We start from the raw sequence: 22,338 nt of genomic DNA on the forward strand, positions 1-22,338 counted from the left end.
TTTGACTCTTTCATGCGTACCTCTTTCTTATTTATTTGTTTCTTCCGAAGAGCATTTAGTAAAAAATTTAATAAACGAACGAATTTAATATTTTAAATACGTTTTATTGGAATTTAATTATGACCGATACAATAGAAAATCGCAGAGATACGCGAAGAAGCGTTTTTATTGGCGAAGGTATAAAAATTTATATAAAAGACGAAGATGAAGCTCGATCAATTCATGGTGAAATAACAGATATCTCACCTTGGGGAAGTAACATTTATATTATTGATCAAAAATTATCTACTTATCCCAAAAAAGGCGACACCGTAAAAATATATTATGAAACAAGAAATAAAAAAAATTCTTTTTGTCGTGGTAGGGTTGTTTATATTCTTGAAAATACAATAGAAGAAATTAAATATTTAAGATATGGCATAGAATTTATTAATGACAATAATTTAAAAAGTGACATTAAAAATTACGAAATTCCAGATATTTTTTCGCCTCATTGTTGGTGTGAAGATCCTTTCTTTTTTCATGAAAAATTAATTTTTAAAATTAAAAGCATTCATTCTACTGGAATGATTTTAATGACATCGGCAAGAAATAAAACGCTCATTCCTAATTTAGAACTTCAATTAAAAGTAAGCATTCCTGCTGGAGATGAGTTTTTTGTTAATGTAAAAATAGAACAAACAATAAACTCAAATAAACCTTCTGAAAAAGATAAATATTATGTGCATGTAAAATTTGAAAATACAAATTCAAAATTTTTACAGGTTATGGTTGAGTATATTTTGTTTTGCGGAGTGGAAGTAACACCAAAAGAGCTAAGAGAAAATAATTTGCCTGTAGATATTATTGAAAATAGTTTATCATATTATTATGCGCTTGATAAATTTGATATGGAAAAAGTAATCCAACTTAGAAAAATTGGTTTATTTGAAACGATAAAAACAGATACTGAGAATAATGATGAAAGTTACAAAGATATATATGATAACTATTCAAGACAAGTATTATGTAAAGTAGGAAAAAAACCTGTTGCTTGTATTCGAATTATTTATAATCTAAGAGATAAAAATAAAACAGAAATGAATCAATTTGTAAATGAAGTTCCAGAATGGCTTTGGTCCAAAAAATTTGTTGAAATTTCTAAATTCGCATGGGATAAAGAATACAGAGAGAGTGACGTATTTATAAATATGATAAGACAAATTGTTCGCATTGTAATTGAGTCTGGCCATACTCATATCATTGCAAACGCTCCAGAGCCTTTAAAACCTTTATATACTAAAGTAGGCTTTATTGCTTTAAATTATCAATGGAAAGAAGAGTTTGAAGAATCAAAAGCAAAAGAGTCTTTATTAATTCTTGATGCAAAAGGAATTTTAACGGGTGAAGTTCTTATAGAGAAATTTATTTGGAATAAAATTTATTCCAGAGTATCTCATTATCTTGGCTTAGCAAATACAGAAACATAATTATTGAATATTCTGTTTAGGAATTTTTATCTCATTTTTTAATATTTCTATTAAGTTTTGAAAATTATCAAAATAATTCGCCGATTTTTTTTCTATACATTCAAAATAAAGCTCATCAATTTTTTTAGAATCAAGAGAAATATCTAATGTTGATAAAGCGTATTTAATAATATTTCTACCGGAATATCTAGAAATAAACATAGAACGCTCCCTAGAAAAATGCTCTGGCTTTACATATTCATAAGTATTTGGATCAAGTATCATGCCTTGTTGATGAATACCAGCCGCTGTACTAAATGTATACTTACCAAATATAGGTTTGTTTCTTGGCTCTTCTAATTGAATAAATTTTCTTAATAAATTATAAATACCATACAATTTTTCAATTTGAATATTTGTAAACATTTCATAATCATTTTTTTTATAATATAAAATAGCAGCTAATTCTTCTAAAGAAGTATTTCCTGCACGTTCACCTATCCCCCCTAAAGTAACTTGAACCTCATCAGCCCCAGATTCTATTCCAGCTAAAGCATTTGGAAGAGCAAGTCCTAAATCATTATGGCAATGAGTAGAAAGTTTTATATTAGGTAACAACCAACTTCGAATCATTTTTATTAATTTTGAAAAACTTGTTGGTGTAGCAAATCCTGTAGTATCTGCAACTATAATTTGATTTGCTCCAGATTTTATTCCCTCATCTATCATTAATTTCATATAAGATAAATCAGCCCGACTAGCATCTTCTATTCCTAAAGCTATATTTTTTATTCCATTTTGATTGGCAAATGAAACAGAATTTTTAACTTCAATTAGTCCTTGCTCTCGTGTAATTTTTCTTTTATTTTTTAAATGAAGATCACTTCCTGTAGCAACTATTTGGACTGTATGTCTTTCACTTACACCTCCAGATTCTATTGCTAATTTAATATCATTTATATTTGCCCTTGAAAAAGTTGCATAATTTGTTTTATTTAATTTAGAAGATATAAACTTGCTGGCTTCATAGTCTGTTTTTGAAGAAGCAGGAAAACCCAATTCAATACAATCTACACCAGCATTTTCAAGCATAAGCGCTAATTCAACTTTTTGAAAAAGAGTCATTGAATTTCCTGGCGCTTGTTCTCCATCACGAAGAGTTGTATCAAGTATTGTTATTCTCTTCATTTTATCCTCTTTCTATTTTTAATTTTTAATATTTTTTTAAATAAAACTTAATATAATATCTGTAAATTTGGATGAGGATACATAGTTGTTGTCTGAAAAACAAATATCTTGCGTTCTAAAGCCATTTTTTAAGGTTTGATGAATTGCTTTTTCTATTAATATTGCTTCTTCATATAATTCAAATGAATGCTTTAATAATAAAACAAAAGATAAAATTTGCGCTATAGGATTTGCTATATTTTTTCCTGCAATATTAGGAGCAGATCCTCCAGAGGGTTCATATAAAGCAAATCCCTGTTCATTAAAGCTTGCAGACGGTATTAGACCTAGACTTCCTGTTAATCCTGCAGCAGCATCAGAAAGAATATCTCCAAATAAGTTTGCTGTAACAATTACATCAAATTGTGAAGGATTTATCATAAATTGATATGCACAATTATCAACGAGCATATGCTCCAAAAAAACATCCGGATATTGATTTGAAACTTCATTCATTATTGTGCGCCAAAGCTTAGAAGTATCTAGAGCATTTGCTTTATCAACAGATGTTACTTTAGATTTTCTTTTTTGTGCTACTTTAAAACTATGATGAGCCAATATTTTAATTTGTTTTTCATTATATAATGAAAGATCAGTTGCTGTTCTTAAATTATTTTCAATATATGTTTTATGTTCACCTGTATAAACATCTCCTAAAAGCTCTCTTAATATAATAAAATCTATTCCATTAGCACCTACTATGCTTTCTTTTAAAGGACTTATCGCATTTAATTCACGAAAAACTTTAATCGGTCTCATATTGGTACTAAATTGAAATTTTTTTCGTAGAACTAATATTGAGTTTTTTTCGCAGTCTTGCCATTTTTTTAAATGCGATTCTGTTAATGGTCCACCAACAGAACCAAATAAAATAGCATCAGAATATTCACATATCTGGTGGGTCATTTCTGGTAAATGTTTTTCAAATTTATCATAAGCTACACCACCAACATCTCCATACTGCAAATGAAATTGATGACCAAATTTTTCTTCAATTTTTTTAATTATTCGAATTGTTTGATCCATAACTTCAGGTCCAATTCCATCACCTGACAAAATTGCAATTGATCTTTTCATCATTGTCCCTTTTTTACTATTGATTTAATATAGGCAATATTTTATTACTTAATTGATAATTTTTGAAACTTAAAACTTTTTCTTTATAAGATAGCAAGAAATCAATCTCATTAAAATCATTTATAAAAAATGATTTTTGAAAATCACTTATTTTTATTTGAATTATTTCATTTAAAGAAGTTCTAATAGTATTATTTATTAAATCAATTTTTAAGGTGAGTGAATGATTTTTAGAATCTTCAATCAATTTATAAATAATATTCAATTCTAAAGTAATTAGTAATATTTTATTTTTTAAACAATTTCCTGAAAATATATCTGCGAAAGAATTTGCAATTACAACATTAATTCCATACTCTTTTAATGCCCAAACAGCAGCTTCACGAGAAGAACCACATCCAAAATTTTTTTGACTAATTAAAATATTTGAATTTTCATATTTAATCTGATTAAAAACAAAATCTTTTGATTGGTCTCTTAATCTTCTAAACAGATTCAAACCATATCCAGTTTTTGAGATGGAAGCGCAATACTGAGCAGGTATAATGAGATCGGTATCAACATCATTCATTTCTAATGGTATACATTTACCAGATATAAATTCTATTTTATTCATACCAATTTTCCTAATTTAAAAAATATTTTATGGGAGAAGAAATTTTGCCTTCAATGGCGCTTGCCGTTACTGTTGCGGGAGAAGCTAAGTGTGTAAAACTACCAGTGCCCTGTCGTCCCATAAAATTTCGATTTGAAGAGCTGATACATCTTTTTCCATTTGGTACTTTATCATCATTCATACCAAGACATAATGAACACCCAGGCATTCTAAAGTCGGCTCCTGCTTCTTTAAAAATTTTATCTAATCCTTCTATTTGAGCTTGTTTTAAAATGGATTCAGATCCTGGAACAATATAAAAAGTAACAGAAGGATGAATTTTTTTATTTTTTAAAATTTGAGCTGATATTCTTAAATCTTCAATTCTACCATTTGTACATGAGCCAATAAATGCCCAATCTATCTTTGTATCCTCAATAGGAAAACCACGATTCAGTTTCATGTAATCAATCGCTTGATTATACATAATAAGATCGTTTAAATTCATATCCTTTTCTAAAGGTATATTTTTATCAATTTCAATTGCTTGAGAAGGGTTTGTCCCCCAAGTTACCATTGGTTTCATATTTGAAATATCAATTATGATTTCTTTATCGTATGAACAACCTTGATCACTCTTAAATGAACTCCAATAAGAAATCATTTGTTCCCAATCTTTGTTTAGTGGTGCATAGGGACGCCCTTTTATATATGAATATGTCGTATTATCAGGTGCAATTAAGCCTGCTTTTGCACCACATTCAATACTCATATTACAAATTGTCATTCGTTCTTCCATTGTCATTTTTTGAATTATGTCTCCACCATATTCAATAATGTGGCCTGTTGCACCACCAATTCCAATGGTAGCAATTAATTTCATGATAAGATCTTTTGCAAAAACACCCTTTGAAACTTCTCCTTGAAACTCTACTTTCATGACAAGCGGTTTTTTAAGTAACAAACATCCTGTTCCTAAAGCATGAGTAACTTCAGTTGTACCAACTCCAAAGGCTAGGGCTCCAAAAGCACCATGAGTAGCTGTATGTGAATCACCACATATTATTGTTAAACCTGGTTGTGTGATACCTAATTCTGGTCCAATGACATGTACAATTCCTTGATGACCACTTTCAAAATCATATAAGGAAATTCTGTTTATCTTGGTATTATTTCTTAATATTTCAACTTGCGTTTTAGCTTCATTATTATCAATTTGTTTTCTGTTTTTACTTGTCGAAATAATATGATCAACAGTAGCAACACATTGATTTGGGCTTAATATTGGAATTTTTCTTTCTTCTAGTTCTTTAAAAGCTTGAGCTGATGTCACTTCATGTAAAAGAATAAAGTCAATAACAAGAACAGAAAAATCATCTTCAAGATTATCAATACTATGATTTTCCCAAATTTTTTCCACTATATTTTTTTTCATGATTAATTCCATTTTTTAAAATTCAAAACAGGATAACAAATTTTTTATATAATATAAAAATTAAAAATTCAATAATATTATTTATAATTTTTTTTTAAATTAAATAGAATACCAAAAATTATTTTTCTTTCTTTTGTTCATAATTCATTAATTCACTCATTAAATTATCTAACTCATTTATTAATTCTTCATATAAATTTATTGCTAAATCAACTTTATTCTCACGACCCATTTTTTCAATTTTTTCAACAATAAATAAAGATTTTTCTGCGTTTATATATGATAAAGCACTTTTGAAATTATGAGCCGAATATTCTATATCAAAAGCATTTTTATTTTTAATTGCCTGATCTATTTTATTTTTATAGCTAGGCAAAAGTTTTACAAAATTCCCAATAGTAATGTAAGCTAAATCTTCTATACCATGAAAATTATTTAAAAAACTATTTAAATTAAATGATAATTTAGAATTCTCATTTTTAAAATTTAAATTATATTCCTTTTCAATATTCAAAAAACATTTTTCAATTTCCTGAAAAAGAGATTCAATTAAGATGGGCTTACTTAAAAAACCATCCATACCTATTGAAAAACAGTGATCTTTATCTTCTTTCATTGAACTTGCTGTTAAAGCAATAATACGTGGTCTTTTCTTATTTAACTTTTCATATTTTTTAATAATTAGTTTTGTTGCTTCAAATCCATCAAGCTCTGGCATATGACTATCCATAAAAATAAGGTCATAATTATTTGTATCTATTTTTTCTAAAGCAATGATACCATTGGTAGCTAAATCGGGTTTATATCCAAATTTTTCAAGAATTCCATTAATTACTTGATAATTAATTTTATTATCTTCAACGACTAAAATATTTAATGGATATTTTTTTTCCATAAATGAATCAAAAATGAATGAGGGCTTATTTAATTTCAATTTTTGATTTTCATCTAAATTTTGAGCTGTAAAAGTAAAGAAAAATACAGAACCTTTCTCTTTTATACTCTCTAACCAAATGGTACCACCCATTAATTCACAAAGCCCTTTGCAAATGGCAAGCCCTAGTCCTGTTCCCCCATAAACTCTTGTTGTTGAAGCATCTACTTGTGAAAAATTTTGGAATAATTTACTTTGATTTTCTTTTGAAATTCCTAAACCTGTATCTTCAACTGAAATTTCAATTACTAAATTATTATCAATATCATTAATTAATTTTGAGAAGATTCTAACATATCCTCTTTCTGTAAACTTAATTGCATTTGTAACTAAATTCATTAATATTTGTCTAAATTGATTAGGAGAACCTAAAATCCATTCTGGAATTAAAGGATCACATTTATAGGATAGAATAAGACCTTTTACAGAGGCTTGATTATTTAATAATTCAACAATTTCAAAACAACTTTTATTTAAATTAAATGGTATTTTTTCTAAATTTAACTTTCCAGCTTCAAGTTTTGAAAAATCTAAGACATCGTTAACTAAATTTAATAAAACACTTCCGCAATTTTGGATTATTTTTAATTTTTCAATTTGGTTAGGCAAAGAATTATTATCTAATAATAAATCACACATACCAATTATTCCATTCATTGGTGTTCTAATTTCATGGCTTATATTTGCTAAAAATTCAGATTTAGCTTTTGCAGCAGCCTGAGCATCTTCTTTATTTTTATATAATTCTGTTATATCGTCTAAAACGGTTAATAAATACCTATAACCTTCATTTGAATTTGTTTTAATTGGAATTTTTCTTGTTTGTACTAATATTTTCCCTTTATGAGGAACTAAAGTTTCTGCAGCTTCAATTTTTAGAACAGTTTCGTTTTTAATAACTTCTAAATCCCAATTATGATATTTATCTGCAATTTCTTTAGGATAGTGATCGTATACATTTTTTCCAATTGCATCTTCAGCAGAACGCATTAAAATTTGTTCCGCCCCTTTACTCCATATTAAATTTCTAAAATCATTTTTTACATCTTTTACTATAATTGCAGATGGAATATTTTGTAAAATGATATCCAAAAAAATTCTTTTTTCTAATATCTCTAATTGAATTTTTTTAACATTATCAGACAAAATTTTATTTTCTGTTATATCTGTAAATTCAGTTATTACAAAAAGTATTTTTGTACTTTTTTGATGAAAAATAACGGTTGTATTTATACGTAACCAAATTATTTCTTTTTTCTTATTTCTTAGACCAATCACAATATTTCTTAAATTTTCTCCTTCTTCCAAAGAAATATTAGATGGAAATTTATATTTATTAATTTTTTTTCCATCTTCATTCAGGATGTCAATTTGATCTAAGAAAAAATTAAGATTTAACGATTCATTAGATTTTAATTTTAAAATATCTAAAGCTGTTTTATTGAATTTATTAATTTCTCCATTTTCGTCTTGAACTAAAAAAGCATTATTCATATTATCAAATATGGTATTTAAATGATTTTTTAATTTATAATAGTTATTATTTTCAATTCGTAGATCTAAAATTTTTATAACTTGTTTTGAAAGTTTTTCAAGATGCTTTTTTTGCTCTTTTGTTAATTTTTTTGGTTTTTGATCAATTACACACAATGTTCCTATTATATTTCCATTTGAAGAAATTAATGGTGCCCCTGCATAAAATCGAATAAAAGGCTCTCCAACCACTAACGGATTATCAAAAAAACGTTTATCTTTTTTAGCATCTTGTATTTCTAAGATTTTAGTTTGATGAATGGCATGACCACAAAAGGAGATTTTTCTCGATGTTTCTTCAATTTTTAAACCATGTTTTGACTTAAACCATTGCCTATTTTTATCAACTAAACTAATTAGAGATATAGATGTTTTACAAATAGAAGAAGCTAATAGAGTAATGTCATCAAATATTTCTTCATTTTCTGTATCTAGAATATAATAATTTTCTAACGTATTTATTCTATCTTTTTCATTTATACAATTACAAGCGAATTCCATTTAATATTCCTAAGTAATTTTTATTTTTATCGGAATATTTTTATTTTATTTAAGTCATATGCTGATATACTGCGGGAATAACAGATTTTAATTTATGTTTATCACCAATCATAGCCTCCGAATGCCCGATAAACAAATAACCTTTTTTAGAAAGGCATCCAGAAAGTTTTAAAATTGTTTCTTCTACCACATTTTGAGTAAAATATATCATTACATTTCGACAAAAAATAACATCAAATTTATAGGGAAAAGAGTATGTTTCATTTCTTAAATTAAATTTACTAAATTCAATCATACTTCTGAATTTTTCTTTTACTTGATAATTTTGCGTTTTTAAATCTTTGTCAAAATATTTTAATAAAAGATCGGGAGTGATATTTTCAGAAATTTCTGGTCTATATATTCCTAATTTTGCTTTTTCAAGCACCTGAGTATTTAGATCTGTTGCATGCATTTTTATGCTAAGTTTTGGATAATTGCCTAAATATTCTAAGATAGTCATGAGTATTGTATAAGGCTCTTCTCCCGTACTTGCCGCTGCACACCAAACTCGTATTTCATTTCTTTTTTCTTTTTCAAGATCTTTTTCAATTATTGATAAAGTCTTCTTTAAAAAAGTGAAATGTTCATTTTCTCTAAAAAAATGAGTAGTATTTGTTGTTAATACCTCTAAAAACTCATTCATAATATCTGCTACACCAGATTCAATTAATTTAATAAAATCTTTATAAGAACTACAATCATGTTTTCTTAATACACGATGCATTCTATTTGACATTAATGAAAAATTTTTATCACTTGAATCCATATAAATACCAGTGCGTTCTAAAAGGATTTTTGCTAAACTATTAAATCCTTCAATGTCTGATATAAGCTCCTCATGTGTAATTGAATTTTTTTGAGGAGTTTCACTCACTTTTTTACCCTCATCAAGTTGAACGAATTCAGAAATACCATAGCTTATATCGGTTCTTTTAAATTATTTTTAGTAAGACTGTCGGATTTTCAACACAAGAATTTTGTATTGATAGATATTAAAACGATAATGTTCGTAGCAGGTCGAAAAGTAACAATTTATTGGAGCAAAACTATGACTTACTTGAAGGATCATCTGGTACTTGTTGTCGATGATGAGCCTGATTTAAGAGAAATGCTGGTTTCCGAGCTTCAATCTATTGATACAAAAACACGTGAAGCTAAAAATGGAAAAGAAGGCATTCATATTGTTAAATCAGAAAAAATTGATTTAATCATAAGTGATGTCCGTATGCCTGGTGGAAATGGAATAGAGCTTCTTGATGAAACAAAAAAATTAAACTTAAGAAAACCAATTTTTCTATTTATTACAGCTTTTTCAGATGTAACACGTGAAGAAATTCATGCTCATGGAGCAGAAGGTCTTATTTCTAAACCATTTGACCTTCCTGATTTAATAAAAAATTTAGAGTGGTTATGTTCCCCTTCACACGAACGTTACGCTATAAAACCAAGTTCACAAATAGAAATCGAAATTAAAATCAATCAAGACCCTAATGAAAAAACTCCATTTTTAATGGGACGTGGCGGAGCATTAATACCAACTGGGAAAAATCTTCTTGAAGCAGGCATTTTTATTCAATTAGACATTACATTTTTAAATGGCAAAAAAATAATAGGTATTGCTGAAGTTTTATGGAATGGAAATAGTAACACAAATGGAGAATATTGTGCTGGCGTTGAGTTTAAATATTTTAATGATGAAACAAGAGGATTTGCAATTGAGACATTAGAAAAATGCAATTCAATTGCATATGTTCCAGAAAGATCTGAAAAATTTGATAGCTAAAAGTTATTTTTTTCCAGCTAAAGAATGAACATATTCAGCTAAATCAAGTCTATCTTTTTCATTTGGAACTTGAGTTTTGAAACTTGCCATTCCTGTTCCTGCAACCCCTTCTTCAATCACTTTAGCAATGTACTTCACAGCAGGAAGATTATTCTTATTGTGCTTAAATTGGCCTGTGGTTAAATTCGTTGCTTTCATAGCTTGACCAGTAGGATTATCTGCTTTTCCTGTAGGACCATGACAAAGGGTACAAGTTGCTTGTTCATAAAGCTTTTTACCATTAGCTAGTTGTTCTGCAGAGGGTCCTTTTGGCGGAGCTGCATTTGCTACCTCTGACTCCATGACAACAGGAGCAGCTGCATTTTCAGCAATCGTTTCATTTGATCCTTTATTAAATTTCAAAAGATCGTATCTATATAGAACGATAAAAACAACAAAAAGAGTAATCAACGTAGAAACAATTAGTATACGGGCTGGAGCCTTCACATTATCCCCCTTAAAGGTTCTGAAAAAAAATAAACGACACTATTAATTTAAAGCTGTTTTTAAAGTAGATTCAAGTTGCTGAGGATTTACCTCTAACAATCTCCCATTTAAATAAAATGTTGGTGTTCCTTTAAATCCTGTTGATGAATTAAATTGTCCTTGTACTTTTAAAATATATTCGTTTGATTCATTTGATGTTAAACAACTTGAAAAAGCATTGATATCTAATTTTGTTTCTTTAGCAACTTCAATTGCAACATCACTAAACGCTTTTGTAGGATCTACACCAGTAGGAACATTTGCTTTTGCATATGGAACTTGAAATGCTTTTGAATGATAATCCCAAAATAAGCTTTCTCCTTGTTTCGTTGCACAATAGGCACCACGAACCAATGACCCACTTAATCCTTGAGGAGATAATGGGTACGCAATATTGATAAATTTAACTTTTGAAGAAAACTCTTTTACAATTTTTTCCATTACTGGTTCAGACTCTCTACAATGTGCACATAGATAATCAGCTACTTCTACAAGAACAATATTAGAATCTTTGTTACCTCTTACAGGATAACCAGTTAAATCTAAGTTAACAGAAGGTGACAAAGGGGGTGTCAAAAGTATTTTTATTCTTCCTCCTGCTTCTAATTCTTGCAACTTACGCATAATCGTTTCACCAGCTTTTTGTTGAGACATTTGCATTTGAAGCTGGGTTTTAATTTTTTCAAAAGGTTGATTTCCAAAAAAACCAGGTCCCATTTGATTTACAACTTTGTCATAATATTTTTTAGCTTCTTCATCTGAGACATTAGCTATAGGCAACAATTCTTCGATTTTTGGAAGTTCCGTTGCTGTTACCTTTTTTCCAGCATCATTGGCAAGAGCAATACGAACTGCAGTTTGTCCTGCAAAGTTTTTTTCCGCATTGTAAATGTTACTTTGCAATGTAAAATAATCCATTGCGGAATCGCCAGGCAATACACCTGAATCCCAGGTTTTACCATCAACTACAATAAATTGTTTTCCTAAAGTAGAAGTCAAATCGACTGCTTTTTTGCTATTTTTTGAAATCATAATACCTGTTGCCGCTAAGGCACCAAGAACTAGCCCTCCTACAAAAAAACCGATTACTTTTGCATTATTTGATTTCATTGATTTATTTTCTTGCATTTGATTTGTACTCCAAAATATTTGACATAAGTATACATAGTTTAAAAAATGAAGCTACTTTCTAAATCATTTTAATAAAAATCAATTTCTTCAGAGTCGTCCAGCTCCGAGTGTAGAGTTAAAAGCCTTTGCGGTGCTATTTCTTGAATAATTTTTGCTGCAAATAAAGGAATAATATAAAATTCATCCACTTCATCTTGCATTCTGCCAATTCCCATTTTGCCTCGAGCAAGCATTTCTCTTTGCCATGCTGTTACCATAACTTTCCTTACTTTATTATTTTCTTCAAAAAAATAACTTTCCGTTGCATTAGGAGCGTTTAAACAATTACTATTCAAAATCTGCCTTGCTCGATAATAAGTTTCTCTTTGTTGAATTAGCAAGTCTCTTTGTTTGTTTAGCTCTTTATCTATTTCTTTTCTTTTATTTTTTTCTTCTTCAATTTTATCTAATTCTAGTTGCTTTTCAGCTTGCAATGCATCTGCAAGTTCTTTGTTTTTTTTGGAATCGTGGCCTTGTTTCCGATTTGAGGCTTCGACTTTTTGGGCCTGTTTTTTTGAAACGAGCCCCGCTTTTAACAGCTGATCTCTTAAGCTCATAACCCCCTCCCTTCTGAATTATCATCCTTCTCCTGACAAAACATAATTGTCAATTTTAATCAGCATCTTAGTTTTTAGTTAAATAATCTAAAAAAGAGGCATATTTAAAGAAAATCCAAAATAAGTTATCCACATTGAAAGTGGATAACTCGCCGCATGACAAAAGACTTATAGCGTCAAAATGAGAACTTCAATGGTATGCCGTTTTTTATGGCAAAATATCAGAGATGTAGGTGTCTTTAAAATTTATATATTTATTAAAAATAATTGGGGATAAATAAATGACTTATATATATGATAATTCTATAATGTTCATAAGTCTAATTGCCTTTTTTATTTACTGGATACAAATAATTTATAAACATAAAGATTTAATTAAAAAAATAGAAATTACAGATTCAAAAGTTGCAAATTTGATGAAAGAAGAAATGAGATTAAACAGAGAAGAGTTTATGTTAAATTTGAAAAATACAAGACAAGAAATATCAGAAAATTTTGCTTTACACTTAAATAATTTAACATTAAATAATTTAAATGGCATAAAAGACGTTCGAAACACTTTAGAATACCAATTAGAAAATTTAAGAAAAGAAAATGAAATTAAATTAGAACAAATGCGTATGACTGTTGATGAAAAACTAAATTCAACTCTTGAAAAACGTTTAAATCAATCTTTCAAACTAGTAGGTGATAGACTTGACCAAGTCAACTTAGGCATAGGTGAAATGCAAAGAATGGCAACAGAAGTCAATAACCTTCAAAAGGTTTTAGGGAATATCAAGACAAGAGGAATTTTTGGGGAAGAACAACTTGATAGAATTTTAAGCGATTTTTTAACTCCAGAGCAATTTGAACGAAACGTAAAAACCAAAAAAGGCAGCAATGCCATAGTTGAATTTGCTGTAAAACTTCCAGGAAATGATGAAGATAAAACGCCACTGTGGCTTCCTATAGATTCTAAATTTCCAATAGAAGATTATCAAAGAATTATTGAGTCTACGGAATTAGGGAATACGGAGGATACAAAAAATTCAATAAAGCAGCTTGAATTAAAAATAAAACTCTTTGCAAAAGAGATAAAAGGGAAATATATCGATCCTCCATACACCACGGACTTTGGCATTTTATTTTTGCCAACAGAAGGATTGTATTCTGAGGTCTTAAGGATTAATGGTTTGCAGGAGAACCTGCGTAGAGAACACAATGTGGTTATCACAGGGCCTTCAACCCTAGTAGCACTTTTGAATAGCTTACAAATGGGATTTCGAACTCTTGCTGTTGAAAAGCGCTCAAATGAAATACGAAAGTTGCTAGGTACGATTAAAAAAGATTTTAGTCGATTTGGCGAGCTTCTCGAGAAAACACAAGAAAAACTTGATGAAGCAAGTAAACAAATTGGAGAAGCGTCACACAGATCAAAAATAATCTCGAATAAGTTAACAAGAGTTGAAACATTACCTCAAGGCGAATCACTTGAGTATATAAGCTACAATGGAGAATAAAATTGGAAAAAAAAGAAAAATTTAAATACAATAAAAAAAAGCCTGAATTTAAAGAAAATAAACTTGAATTCAAAAAAAGAGAAAATCCATTAATTGAAAAAACTTCAGACGAACCTGAAGCACAAGAAAGACATGGGGAAAATAGAAAAATTCCAAAAGCACGTAAAAATGTTGAAATGAAAATTTGTGGAATTCATGCATGCAAAATGCTATTTGACAAAAGACCTCATGATATCATCCGTGTTTATTTAACAGATGAAAATATAAAAGATTTTAATAAAATATTAAAATACTGTTCCGAAAAAAAGCTTGCTTATCGTATTCTTTCCAGTGAAGAGCTTGTTAAAGTATCTGAATCAAACCACCATGAAGGTGTTTGTTTTTTAATTAAAAAAATGCCATCACAAAATTACCAAGAATACTTAAAAGAAAAAATAGCAACTGGAAAAACAGGCTGTGTTGTTGCTCTTGAAAATGTTCAAAATCCACATAACTTAGGCGCTATTATGCGTGTATGTGCAAATTTTGGTGTAGACGCTATTCTTTTATCAAATACAGAAGCCGCTTTAAATGCATCTGCATATAGAACCTCTGAAGGTGGTGCCGAATGGATTAAAGTAATTACTACAGATAATTTTGAAAAAGCTGTTCAAGGATTTAGAGCAAGTAATTATAAAGTTCTCACCACTTCAAGCCATACTGGTAAATCTATTTATGAAGAAAAATTACCAGAAAAAATGCTCGTTGTTTTTGGTTCTGAAGGAAATGGAATCACAGCACCCTTAATGAAAGCAGGAGATAAAACAGTCCGTATTCCAAGTTCTGGAAATGTGGAAAGTTTAAATATTGCTTGCGCTGCTAGTGTTATCTTAGCAGAGCATTGGCGTGGAAATAAAAATTAATTTCTAAATAAATATCCCCTCCATATATTTAAATTTATAAAAATATTAGATTTATAATTAATAATTATAAATCTTTTTAATTATCCCAATATTTGAAATTGCTCTTCTAATAATTTAATACGCAAATAAATTAAAATAGAAATATATCTATTTTATTATTTTTAAATAATAATTAAAGAAAGGACAAAATGTCTATTCAAAAAAAGGTCCAATTCATTTTAAAAATCTCAGTATGGACTCTTTGCTTTCAAAGTATTCAAGCACACTCTGTTAAGGTTTATACTTGCCCAATTACGAGCAACTCTTTAAGAGAACAAACTTTATCCATAAGCAAAGAAGATTTAAACAAGGAAATAACTGGTGATATTCGCATTGAATTCAGCAATCGTTTCAAACTTCAAAAGGCATTAAAAGATAGCACTGAGTTTGAATATTTTAAATCGGCAATAACAGAAATAAGAAAGAAAATTTTTACACAATTAGATAATACAAATACTAGTGATTTCTTAAAAAACAAATTAAAACACCAATTAATAAATGAAAAAGGTATTAATATAGGCCATAGTCCAAAAACTTTTTCATTTGGAAAATTACATCTTGAAAATAAAAAAGAGTATGAATTGTATTCCATAAGTGGCGAATTTCAAATAAATTCTGCTATTGAAGGAAATAAAATTTTTGCGAATTATATTGAACCTGAATTTCAAAAGTTAAAGTATTTTTCACCTCCCGAAAAAGATCAATTTCCCGAATTAAAAAAAGTGATTGAAGAAAATAAAAAGAAAATAGATTCTTTGAATAAAAAAATTGAAACTCTTAATAATGCAATTCCAAAATCTCCTAATAAAAAAGAGAATCTTGAAACACAAATTAAAAATGCAAAAGAAGAAATAAATAAAATAAATAAAGATATAGAAGACAAAGAAAATGAAATCAAAAAAGGTGAAAAATATGATGGTGAAAATAAATATATAACAGATGAAATTATAAAAACACATTCTTCTGAAGTAAAAGACTATAATAATAAAGTAAGAAAATCGGATGCTGAAGCATTAATTTTAGAAGAAGTATTAAAACTAACAAGCCCGAGTAAAAACACCGAAAATAATAATAATTTTTATAGTTTACTTTATGATAAATTTCACGAAACTTGGAACCTAGGAAAAAAATTTCCTATTGATATACAAAATATTAAAAAGTTTAAATCTTTAAAAACAAGTGATTTAAATCAGTATGCATCTGGAACTTTAAAATTATATACTTCTTATGAGACATGTCCTTCTTGCAAAAATGCTTATATTTTATTTTCTGCTTTAAGACCAAATATTAAAATAGAAATAACAACCGTAAGTAATGAACTCAGAAATTATCTTTATGAAACTGATTTTAGCAAAAAAAATTAATTCACACGAAGGCCCAATATGAAAAATTTATATAAATGCTCAATTTTATTATCTGGATTATTTTTAACAAGTTGTTCTGAAAATAATTCAAAATCAAAGTCTGATGATAAAAAAAATATTTCAGAAAACCGCTCAACTTCAAAATCAGCTTGTTTGCAAATAGTTACTGAAGAAAAGGAATTTACTGAATTACTGACAGAAAGTGAATATATCATTTTTAATAAAAAACTAATTCAATTAAATGAAATTAGCTCAGAAAATATTTATGAAAAATTTGATGCAGCTTATGAAGTATTAAATTATCTAAATACTTTAGAAATCAATAATAAAAACATTAAAAATAACGATTATTTCATAAAAACAAAAAAGAGTCTTTTAAATGAAATTTATAACTATAAAAATGAAATTTCATTTGAAGCTCATTATTATTCAAACAAATTTAAAGAGTCATTTCAAAAATTAAACCTTCATGAAGACCTATTCCCTTTATTAAGTACAGTTAATAAGTCAAAAAAATCTATAGAAGTTTATAATAAAAAATTTAAAACAAGGACAAATTTTTCTATTAATGACAATAATGAATTAAAAAATATAAATGGTTTTGTCGATTTAATCGAATTTCATAGTTCTGCTTTTCATAGTAAAATGAAAAATGACTCAGATCTTCATTTAACGCACCCAACAATTGGTTTATCACATGCCTATTTAATTAAAAATATAATTGATTTTTTCGCTAATGATGAAGATATAAAAATAAATTCAACTTTAAATAATATCATAAAAATTCAAATATATACTAATTTAGTACAGCTTACGTCTGATGTTGTAGATAGTGGAATTAAAATAACTCATGTTATTAAAATGATAAATAGCAATGAAATGCAAGCAATCAAACCATTTCAAACATTTTCAAAAATTTCTACAGGTTTAAATGTCGGTTTGAGTCTATTTAATGTTGTCTTTGATGCTTTTGAGGTAGGATATTCTGAAAATAATTCGGATCTTATTAAATATAAAACCCAACTCTCATTTGACACAGCTTCTGTTATTTTATCTGGAAGTGGAGCCATTCTTGGCGAAACAACGGCTGGCATTTTTTTAGGCGGACTTGGTGTTGTTTTCGCAGGTCTTACTGTTGGATTTACAGCTTTAGCAGAAGCTTCAGCCCATGCTATTGATCAAGTATTATCCACTGGGAAATACTTTTTAGATTACAAAAAAAATCATGATCTTATTTTATCTAAAAATAATTTTTACCCTGATAAAGATGAAACAATGATTTCTCTTGCCCATAAAAACTTTGAAAAAAAAGATAAAGAAATAAAAAGCGATCATTTAGACATCGTTATTGAAGAATTAGACTTCACAAAAAATAATTCTTATAAAATAACATTTGGTGATCATCTTACTCCTCCTATTAAATCTCGAAATTTAGCTAATATATACGAATTTGATACCGATCCAAAAAACTTTATAAAAATAAGAGAATCATTAGGAAATTATTATAAACAAAATAAATCTGTTGAATTTCCATTAAACAATATAGATAAAATCATTCTACCAAATCAAGCTCAATACGAAATAAGCCTCCGTTATGCTAGCCCTGTACCAGGAATAATATCAAGACGAGATGCGGAGCTTGACGTAGGAAGAAAAATACAAGAAAATTCAAATGGAAAATTTATATTTGATGAGTTTAATTTTTGGGGAGGAGAGAAAGCATTAGCTGGATTAGTTTTCATAGGAAGACAAACAGAAATAAAAATTAAATTAAGTTCAGAAAGCAAAGATTTATATTTTCTAACTCCAAAAATACCTCAATTTTCTAAAAATAATATTAAATATATATTTAATGTTATCGATGACAAATCAGATTCTTTAAATTCATATCATGTTCACTTATCAGAGGGAGCAAAATATGAATTAGAATTATTAAAATCAGATGCGTGGCATTTTCATATTGATGAAAAATTAAAAAATGTAAATTTCAATGAAAATAATAAAATGTTAAATATTCAATATGAAAATAAAGAATATTCTATTCATTTTCCAACATTAAAGCCAAGTGAAATTTATATTCATGACCCGACTGGAGTTGTCTATATATTTAAAGATAGTAGAATATTGCCCTTTAATATAAATCCGGTTTTAGATGCTAAAAAATTCAATAATCAAGATTTATTTGATATAATTGAAAAATATTTTAACAATTTTGAATACAGTATAAAATATAAAAATAGATATTTAAAAATAAAAAATTTCCTAGAAAAACCGAATTCAGAAGTTCAGACTATTTTTTATGACATCGAAAAAAGAGAGTACATATACTCTTACATTAATAATAACGAAATTGAGGTAATTGGAAAAATAAATAATAGTTATGTATTTAAGCTTAAAGATTCAAATACATTAGTTTACAAAACAAAGGAAGAAATATTATATATAAAATATGACAGTTACTATGCAAATAATAAGTTTTATATTAGAAAAACATTCCCAAATACTTATACATTATATGAATTAAACGAAAAAGGTTTACATTTAATAGAAACAAAATATTATGAATTGTCAAATTCGGTAGAAGCAAATTTATACCTGAATAAAAACCACAATAAATATTGCGATTTAAAATATCATTTTGGACCTTTTGGATTATCTACTGCATATAAAATAAATAATACCATTAAATTTATAGCTGATATAAATTTAGTCAAAACAAATATATCCGATTTAGTAAGAATAACAAATGACATTCAAGGAAATGAAACTAAATTTTATTATTTATCACTAAAAAAAGAAATTATTCATGTAAAAGAAATTATTGATAGCTTTTTAATAGGTAACATTAAATACTATTTTACATCAAGTGATAACTTGTCAAAGATAATTAAAATTACTAATAATAAAGAAGTAGAAATAAAAACATACAATTTTTCAATTCATAAAGCAAGTTATGATAATGGCTCTTTTTATATTGAATCAAAAAAAGGATATATTTATAAATTAAATTCTCAAAAAGAACTGTCTTTAATAGCACTCAGTAAAACATGGACTCAAAATAAATTAGGAAAAAATCTATTTGAAAGTTTAAATGCAATAAATACAAATTCAAAAATAATTAAAATAATCATTAACGATAATGAGTCTGCAGAATATCATGTAGATAAAAACAAATTAATTATATCTAAAAACAATAAAATATATTTGGGAGAAAGCAAACATCATCATGACAGGTACTATTTTCATGATTCAAATTTAAATAAAAACTTTTATATAAATGATCATTTCTACTTTAATGCAAAAAATTATACTATAGATAAAACTAAAGAAACAATTACACTAAAATATAAAAATCAAAATCCTGAATGGAAAGAAGAAAATACAGAGAATGATATTATAATTCATAATATAGACAAAAATAAAAAAATGGCTTTTTTTATAAATCATTTATTTAAGTAATTTTTGGTAATCTATTTTTTAATATGAGTCGTTTTTAAAGGAAATCAAATTTTATTAAATTTGATTTCCTTTTATTCAAAATATGATATAAATTCCATCTTGCACTTAATGTGATCGAATGGATTAAGAATTTAAATAACAAAATATATATTTAACATATATATTTATAAAATATTTTAAAGGGAATCATATGAAAAACAATGAACTTCTTTATGAAGATATTGCTAATATTATGGTAGGCGAAGGAAAAAGTGATTATGAAATTTATTTAAAAACAAAAGAACTTTTATCATTACAAACTACATATCCTGAATTATGCAACCCAGATGAATTGCATTTTCAATTAGTCCACCAAGCCGAAGAACTTTTTTTTAAATCCTTAAATCATTCCTTATTAGAAATAAATAAATATATATTAGAAAAAAATACAAATCGGATATTAAGTAATTTTAGTAGAGCCCATAAAGCACAAAAAAATTTACTAACTACAATAGAATTATTATACCCTATGTCTCCAAGAGAATATCAAGACATTAGGCTAAAATTAGGGAATGGAAGCGGTCAAGACTCCCCAGGATTTAAATCTTTTCTTAAAATTGCTCCCTATTTATGGCGTTCTTTTAAATCTCTTTACTTAAATGACAATATAGATAACCTTCATAAAATTTATAATACAGAATATAAACAATGTGATGCTTTTATTATTGCGGAATCCTTTTTAGAACTTGATGATCTCTACAATAAATTTCTTTATTTTCACATGAAATTAATAGGAAGAAGCATAGGATTACAAGCGCATTCCATGAAAGGAAATGTTGTTACAAATCTTACAAACAGAATAGCGCGTTCTCTATTCCCAGAATTGTGGGATATTCGATCAAAAATGACTTCAGAATGGGGAAGTCAATATGGTATTGTAAGAGATAGTTTATCTGAAAATTCAAGTGTAAATTAATATAAATTAAACTCAAATATAATTATATTAAATATCAAATCCAAATTTAATATCATAGAAATAAAATCTGTTTATTATTTTATAAATAAAAAGAAGATAAGGCAATAAAATTTATGAATCATAAATTAATAAGTAGCTTCATAAAACCTGAAGGTATCTATTTTATAAACCATTCTTTAGGATGTTTTAGTTATGAACAAGAATTAGTTAAAAATGAGTATTTTAATTCTTGGAAAAAAAAAGGGGGGTTCGCTTGGGAAGATTGGATACCTTCCATATCTAAATATCATGAATCTTTATCCTTGTTATTAAATGGAAAATCCAAAGAATTTTGTTATCAAAACAATATTTCTACAGGCTTTATTAAAATATTATCCTCATTACCAAAGAGAAAACAAAGAAAAAAAATACTTATTAGTGATTTAGAGTTTCCCTCAATAATTCTAATTTTAAAAAAATTCATTCAAAATGACTATGAAATAAAAATAATAAAAAGTAAAAATGGGAAAGTACCATTTGAATTTTGGGAAAAAGAATTGGATATGAATACACATATTGCAGTTATATCACACACGACATATTCCACATCTTATAAAAATTCTATATATCAAATTGCAAACAAATGCAAAGAACTTGATATTTTTTGTCTTGTTGATATAGCCCAATCCGTTGGTATCGTTCCCATTGATTTAAAAAAATTAAACTGTGATTTTATCATGGGGTCTTGTATAAAATGGCTTTGTGGCGGATCTGGAGCTGGATTTATATGGATAAATGAAAAAATAAATGAAAATTTAAAAAATAACTCTTGTGGCTGGTTTTCATTAGAAAATATTTTTACAGAAGACATAGAAGACTTTAGGTTAGCTAATTCAGCATGTAAATTTTTAGATGGCACTCCTAATATTTTGCCTATGATACTTGCAACAGAAAGCATTCATAAATTAATGAATATTGGAATTGAAGAAATTTATAATTTAAATCAAAAATATATTGATTCCTTAATTCATTTTTTTCAAAATTTAAAAACTATTACTGTCAATTCACCTATTGAGCCAAATCAGCGAGGTGGAACTCTAGTCGTTAAGTCAAATAATGATAAAAATTTATTAGACTTTTTAATTAAAAAAAATGTATATGTTGATAGAAAAGAAAGTTATGGTATTAGAATATCTCCGCATATTTATAATACTTGGGATGAAATTGAACAGTTTAAAAATATAATGTCATCATATTTTGAATAAATTCATATTAAATTTCATCATCTATAGATATTTTATAAATCAGAGG

At 27.3% G+C, this 22,338-nt stretch carries 17 protein-coding genes; 8 read left to right on the forward strand and 9 right to left on the reverse strand.

Annotated features, from left to right (window positions below; all coding sequences use genetic code 11):
- The first annotated feature begins 119 nt into the window (after positions 1–119).
- The gene (locus GCL60_RS05280) at positions 120–1,469 is read left to right on the forward strand and encodes a GNAT family N-acetyltransferase (RefSeq protein WP_153418933.1); all 1,350 of its coding nucleotides are present in this window, start codon (positions 120–122) and stop codon (positions 1,467–1,469) included.
- On the opposite strand, the gene GCL60_RS05285 is transcribed toward GCL60_RS05280, so the two are convergent.
- The 6 genes from GCL60_RS05285 to GCL60_RS05310 form a co-directional block, all read right to left on the reverse strand.
- Positions 1,470–2,636 carry a LeuA family protein gene (locus tag GCL60_RS05285; RefSeq protein ID WP_153418935.1) on the reverse strand — a complete coding sequence of 389 codons (1,167 nt, stop codon included), beginning with the start codon at positions 2,634–2,636 and terminating at the stop codon, positions 1,470–1,472. It lies immediately after the preceding gene.
- 36 nt (positions 2,637–2,672) lie between these two features.
- Positions 2,673–3,752, reverse strand: coding sequence for a 3-isopropylmalate dehydrogenase (leuB, locus tag GCL60_RS05290; protein ID WP_153418937.1), 1,080 nt, complete (start codon positions 3,750–3,752; stop codon positions 2,673–2,675).
- A gap of 16 nt (positions 3,753–3,768) precedes the next feature.
- Entirely contained in the window at positions 3,769–4,368 is a 600-nt protein-coding gene (gene leuD, locus GCL60_RS05295; protein WP_153418939.1) for a 3-isopropylmalate dehydratase small subunit, read from the reverse strand.
- Between the two features lie 10 nt (positions 4,369–4,378).
- A complete protein-coding gene (gene leuC / locus GCL60_RS05300) occupies positions 4,379–5,782 on the reverse strand; it encodes a 3-isopropylmalate dehydratase large subunit (protein WP_153418941.1) in 1,404 nt (467 codons plus the stop codon).
- 118 nt (positions 5,783–5,900) lie between these two features.
- On the reverse strand, positions 5,901–8,750 hold the full coding sequence (locus GCL60_RS05305; protein WP_153418943.1) for an ATP-binding protein: 2,850 nt from the start codon (positions 8,748–8,750) through the stop codon (positions 5,901–5,903).
- Between the two features lie 49 nt (positions 8,751–8,799).
- Positions 8,800–9,666, reverse strand: coding sequence for a CheR family methyltransferase (locus GCL60_RS05310; RefSeq protein WP_153418945.1), 867 nt, complete (start codon positions 9,664–9,666; stop codon positions 8,800–8,802).
- Between the two features lie 174 nt (positions 9,667–9,840).
- On the opposite strand from GCL60_RS05310, the gene GCL60_RS05315 reads away from it, so the two are divergent.
- Positions 9,841–10,575, forward strand: a complete 735-nt coding sequence (locus GCL60_RS05315; protein WP_161998091.1) for a response regulator — start codon at positions 9,841–9,843, stop codon at positions 10,573–10,575.
- 3 nt (positions 10,576–10,578) lie between these two features.
- Here GCL60_RS05315 and GCL60_RS05320 read toward each other — a convergent pair whose 3' ends face one another.
- The 3 genes from GCL60_RS05320 to GCL60_RS05330 form a co-directional block, all read right to left on the reverse strand.
- Positions 10,579–11,061 (reverse strand): c-type cytochrome, encoded by a 483-nt coding sequence (locus GCL60_RS05320; RefSeq protein WP_153418949.1) that lies wholly within the window; start codon positions 11,059–11,061, stop codon positions 10,579–10,581.
- A gap of 42 nt (positions 11,062–11,103) precedes the next feature.
- Positions 11,104–12,228 (reverse strand): DsbA family protein, encoded by a 1,125-nt coding sequence (locus GCL60_RS05325; RefSeq protein ID WP_153418951.1) that lies wholly within the window; start codon positions 12,226–12,228, stop codon positions 11,104–11,106.
- A 71-nt stretch (positions 12,229–12,299) separates the two neighbouring features.
- Entirely contained in the window at positions 12,300–12,827 is a 528-nt protein-coding gene (locus GCL60_RS05330; RefSeq protein WP_153418953.1) for a DUF2058 family protein, read from the reverse strand.
- Between the two features lie 281 nt (positions 12,828–13,108).
- Here GCL60_RS05330 and GCL60_RS05335 point away from each other — a divergent pair, with 281 nt between their 5' ends.
- The 6 genes from GCL60_RS05335 to GCL60_RS05360 all read left to right on the forward strand — a co-directional run bounded on the left by GCL60_RS05335 (position 13,109) and on the right by GCL60_RS05360 (position 22,292).
- Complete coding sequence (locus GCL60_RS05335) at positions 13,109–14,329, forward strand: DNA recombination protein RmuC (protein WP_153418955.1); 1,221 nt, start codon at positions 13,109–13,111, stop codon at positions 14,327–14,329.
- Between the two features lie 2 nt (positions 14,330–14,331).
- A complete protein-coding gene (locus GCL60_RS05340; protein ID WP_153418957.1) occupies positions 14,332–15,231 on the forward strand; it encodes a TrmH family RNA methyltransferase in 900 nt (299 codons plus the stop codon).
- Positions 15,232–15,419: 188 nt separating this feature from the next.
- Positions 15,420–16,634 carry a hypothetical protein gene (locus GCL60_RS05345; protein ID WP_153418959.1) on the forward strand — a complete coding sequence of 405 codons (1,215 nt, stop codon included), beginning with the start codon at positions 15,420–15,422 and terminating at the stop codon, positions 16,632–16,634.
- 18 nt (positions 16,635–16,652) lie between these two features.
- Positions 16,653–20,093, forward strand: coding sequence for a TcdA/TcdB pore-forming domain-containing protein (locus GCL60_RS05350; protein ID WP_153418961.1), 3,441 nt, complete (start codon positions 16,653–16,655; stop codon positions 20,091–20,093).
- A gap of 190 nt (positions 20,094–20,283) precedes the next feature.
- Positions 20,284–21,048: a tryptophan 2,3-dioxygenase family protein gene (locus GCL60_RS05355; RefSeq protein ID WP_153418963.1), complete on the forward strand. Its 765-nt coding sequence runs from the start codon at positions 20,284–20,286 to the stop codon at positions 21,046–21,048.
- A 113-nt stretch (positions 21,049–21,161) separates the two neighbouring features.
- Positions 21,162–22,292 (forward strand): aminotransferase class V-fold PLP-dependent enzyme, encoded by a 1,131-nt coding sequence (locus GCL60_RS05360; protein WP_153418966.1) that lies wholly within the window; start codon positions 21,162–21,164, stop codon positions 22,290–22,292.
- Positions 22,293–22,338 lie beyond the last annotated feature (46 nt).

It is taken from the genome of Silvanigrella paludirubra, assembly GCF_009208775.1.
In the GTDB taxonomy this organism is placed as follows: Bacteria; Bdellovibrionota_B; Oligoflexia; order Silvanigrellales; family Silvanigrellaceae; genus Silvanigrella; species Silvanigrella paludirubra.

Bases quoted from the DNA above. Each gene is read 5' to 3' on its own strand.
- GCL60_RS05280 (WP_153418933.1), top strand. From the start codon at position 120: ATGACCGATACAATAGAAAATCGCAGAGATACGCGAAGAAGCGTTTTT.
- GCL60_RS05285 (WP_153418935.1), bottom strand. From the start codon at position 2,636: ATGAAGAGAATAACAATACTTGATACAACTCTTCGTGATGGAGAACAA.
- leuB (WP_153418937.1), bottom strand. From the start codon at position 3,752: ATGAAAAGATCAATTGCAATTTTGTCAGGTGATGGAATTGGACCTGAA.
- leuD (WP_153418939.1), bottom strand. From the start codon at position 4,368: ATGAATAAAATAGAATTTATATCTGGTAAATGTATACCATTAGAAATG.
- leuC (WP_153418941.1), bottom strand. From the start codon at position 5,782: ATGAAAAAAAATATAGTGGAAAAAATTTGGGAAAATCATAGTATTGAT.
- GCL60_RS05305 (WP_153418943.1), bottom strand. From the start codon at position 8,750: ATGGAATTCGCTTGTAATTGTATAAATGAAAAAGATAGAATAAATACG.
- GCL60_RS05315 (WP_161998091.1), top strand. From the start codon at position 9,841: ATGACTTACTTGAAGGATCATCTGGTACTTGTTGTCGATGATGAGCCT.
- GCL60_RS05325 (WP_153418951.1), bottom strand. From the start codon at position 12,228: ATGCAAGAAAATAAATCAATGAAATCAAATAATGCAAAAGTAATCGGT.
- GCL60_RS05330 (WP_153418953.1), bottom strand. From the start codon at position 12,827: ATGAGCTTAAGAGATCAGCTGTTAAAAGCGGGGCTCGTTTCAAAAAAA.
- GCL60_RS05335 (WP_153418955.1), top strand. From the start codon at position 13,109: ATGACTTATATATATGATAATTCTATAATGTTCATAAGTCTAATTGCC.
- GCL60_RS05345 (WP_153418959.1), top strand. From the start codon at position 15,420: ATGTCTATTCAAAAAAAGGTCCAATTCATTTTAAAAATCTCAGTATGG.
- GCL60_RS05350 (WP_153418961.1), top strand. From the start codon at position 16,653: ATGAAAAATTTATATAAATGCTCAATTTTATTATCTGGATTATTTTTA.
- GCL60_RS05355 (WP_153418963.1), top strand. From the start codon at position 20,284: ATGAAAAACAATGAACTTCTTTATGAAGATATTGCTAATATTATGGTA.
- GCL60_RS05360 (WP_153418966.1), top strand. From the start codon at position 21,162: ATGAATCATAAATTAATAAGTAGCTTCATAAAACCTGAAGGTATCTAT.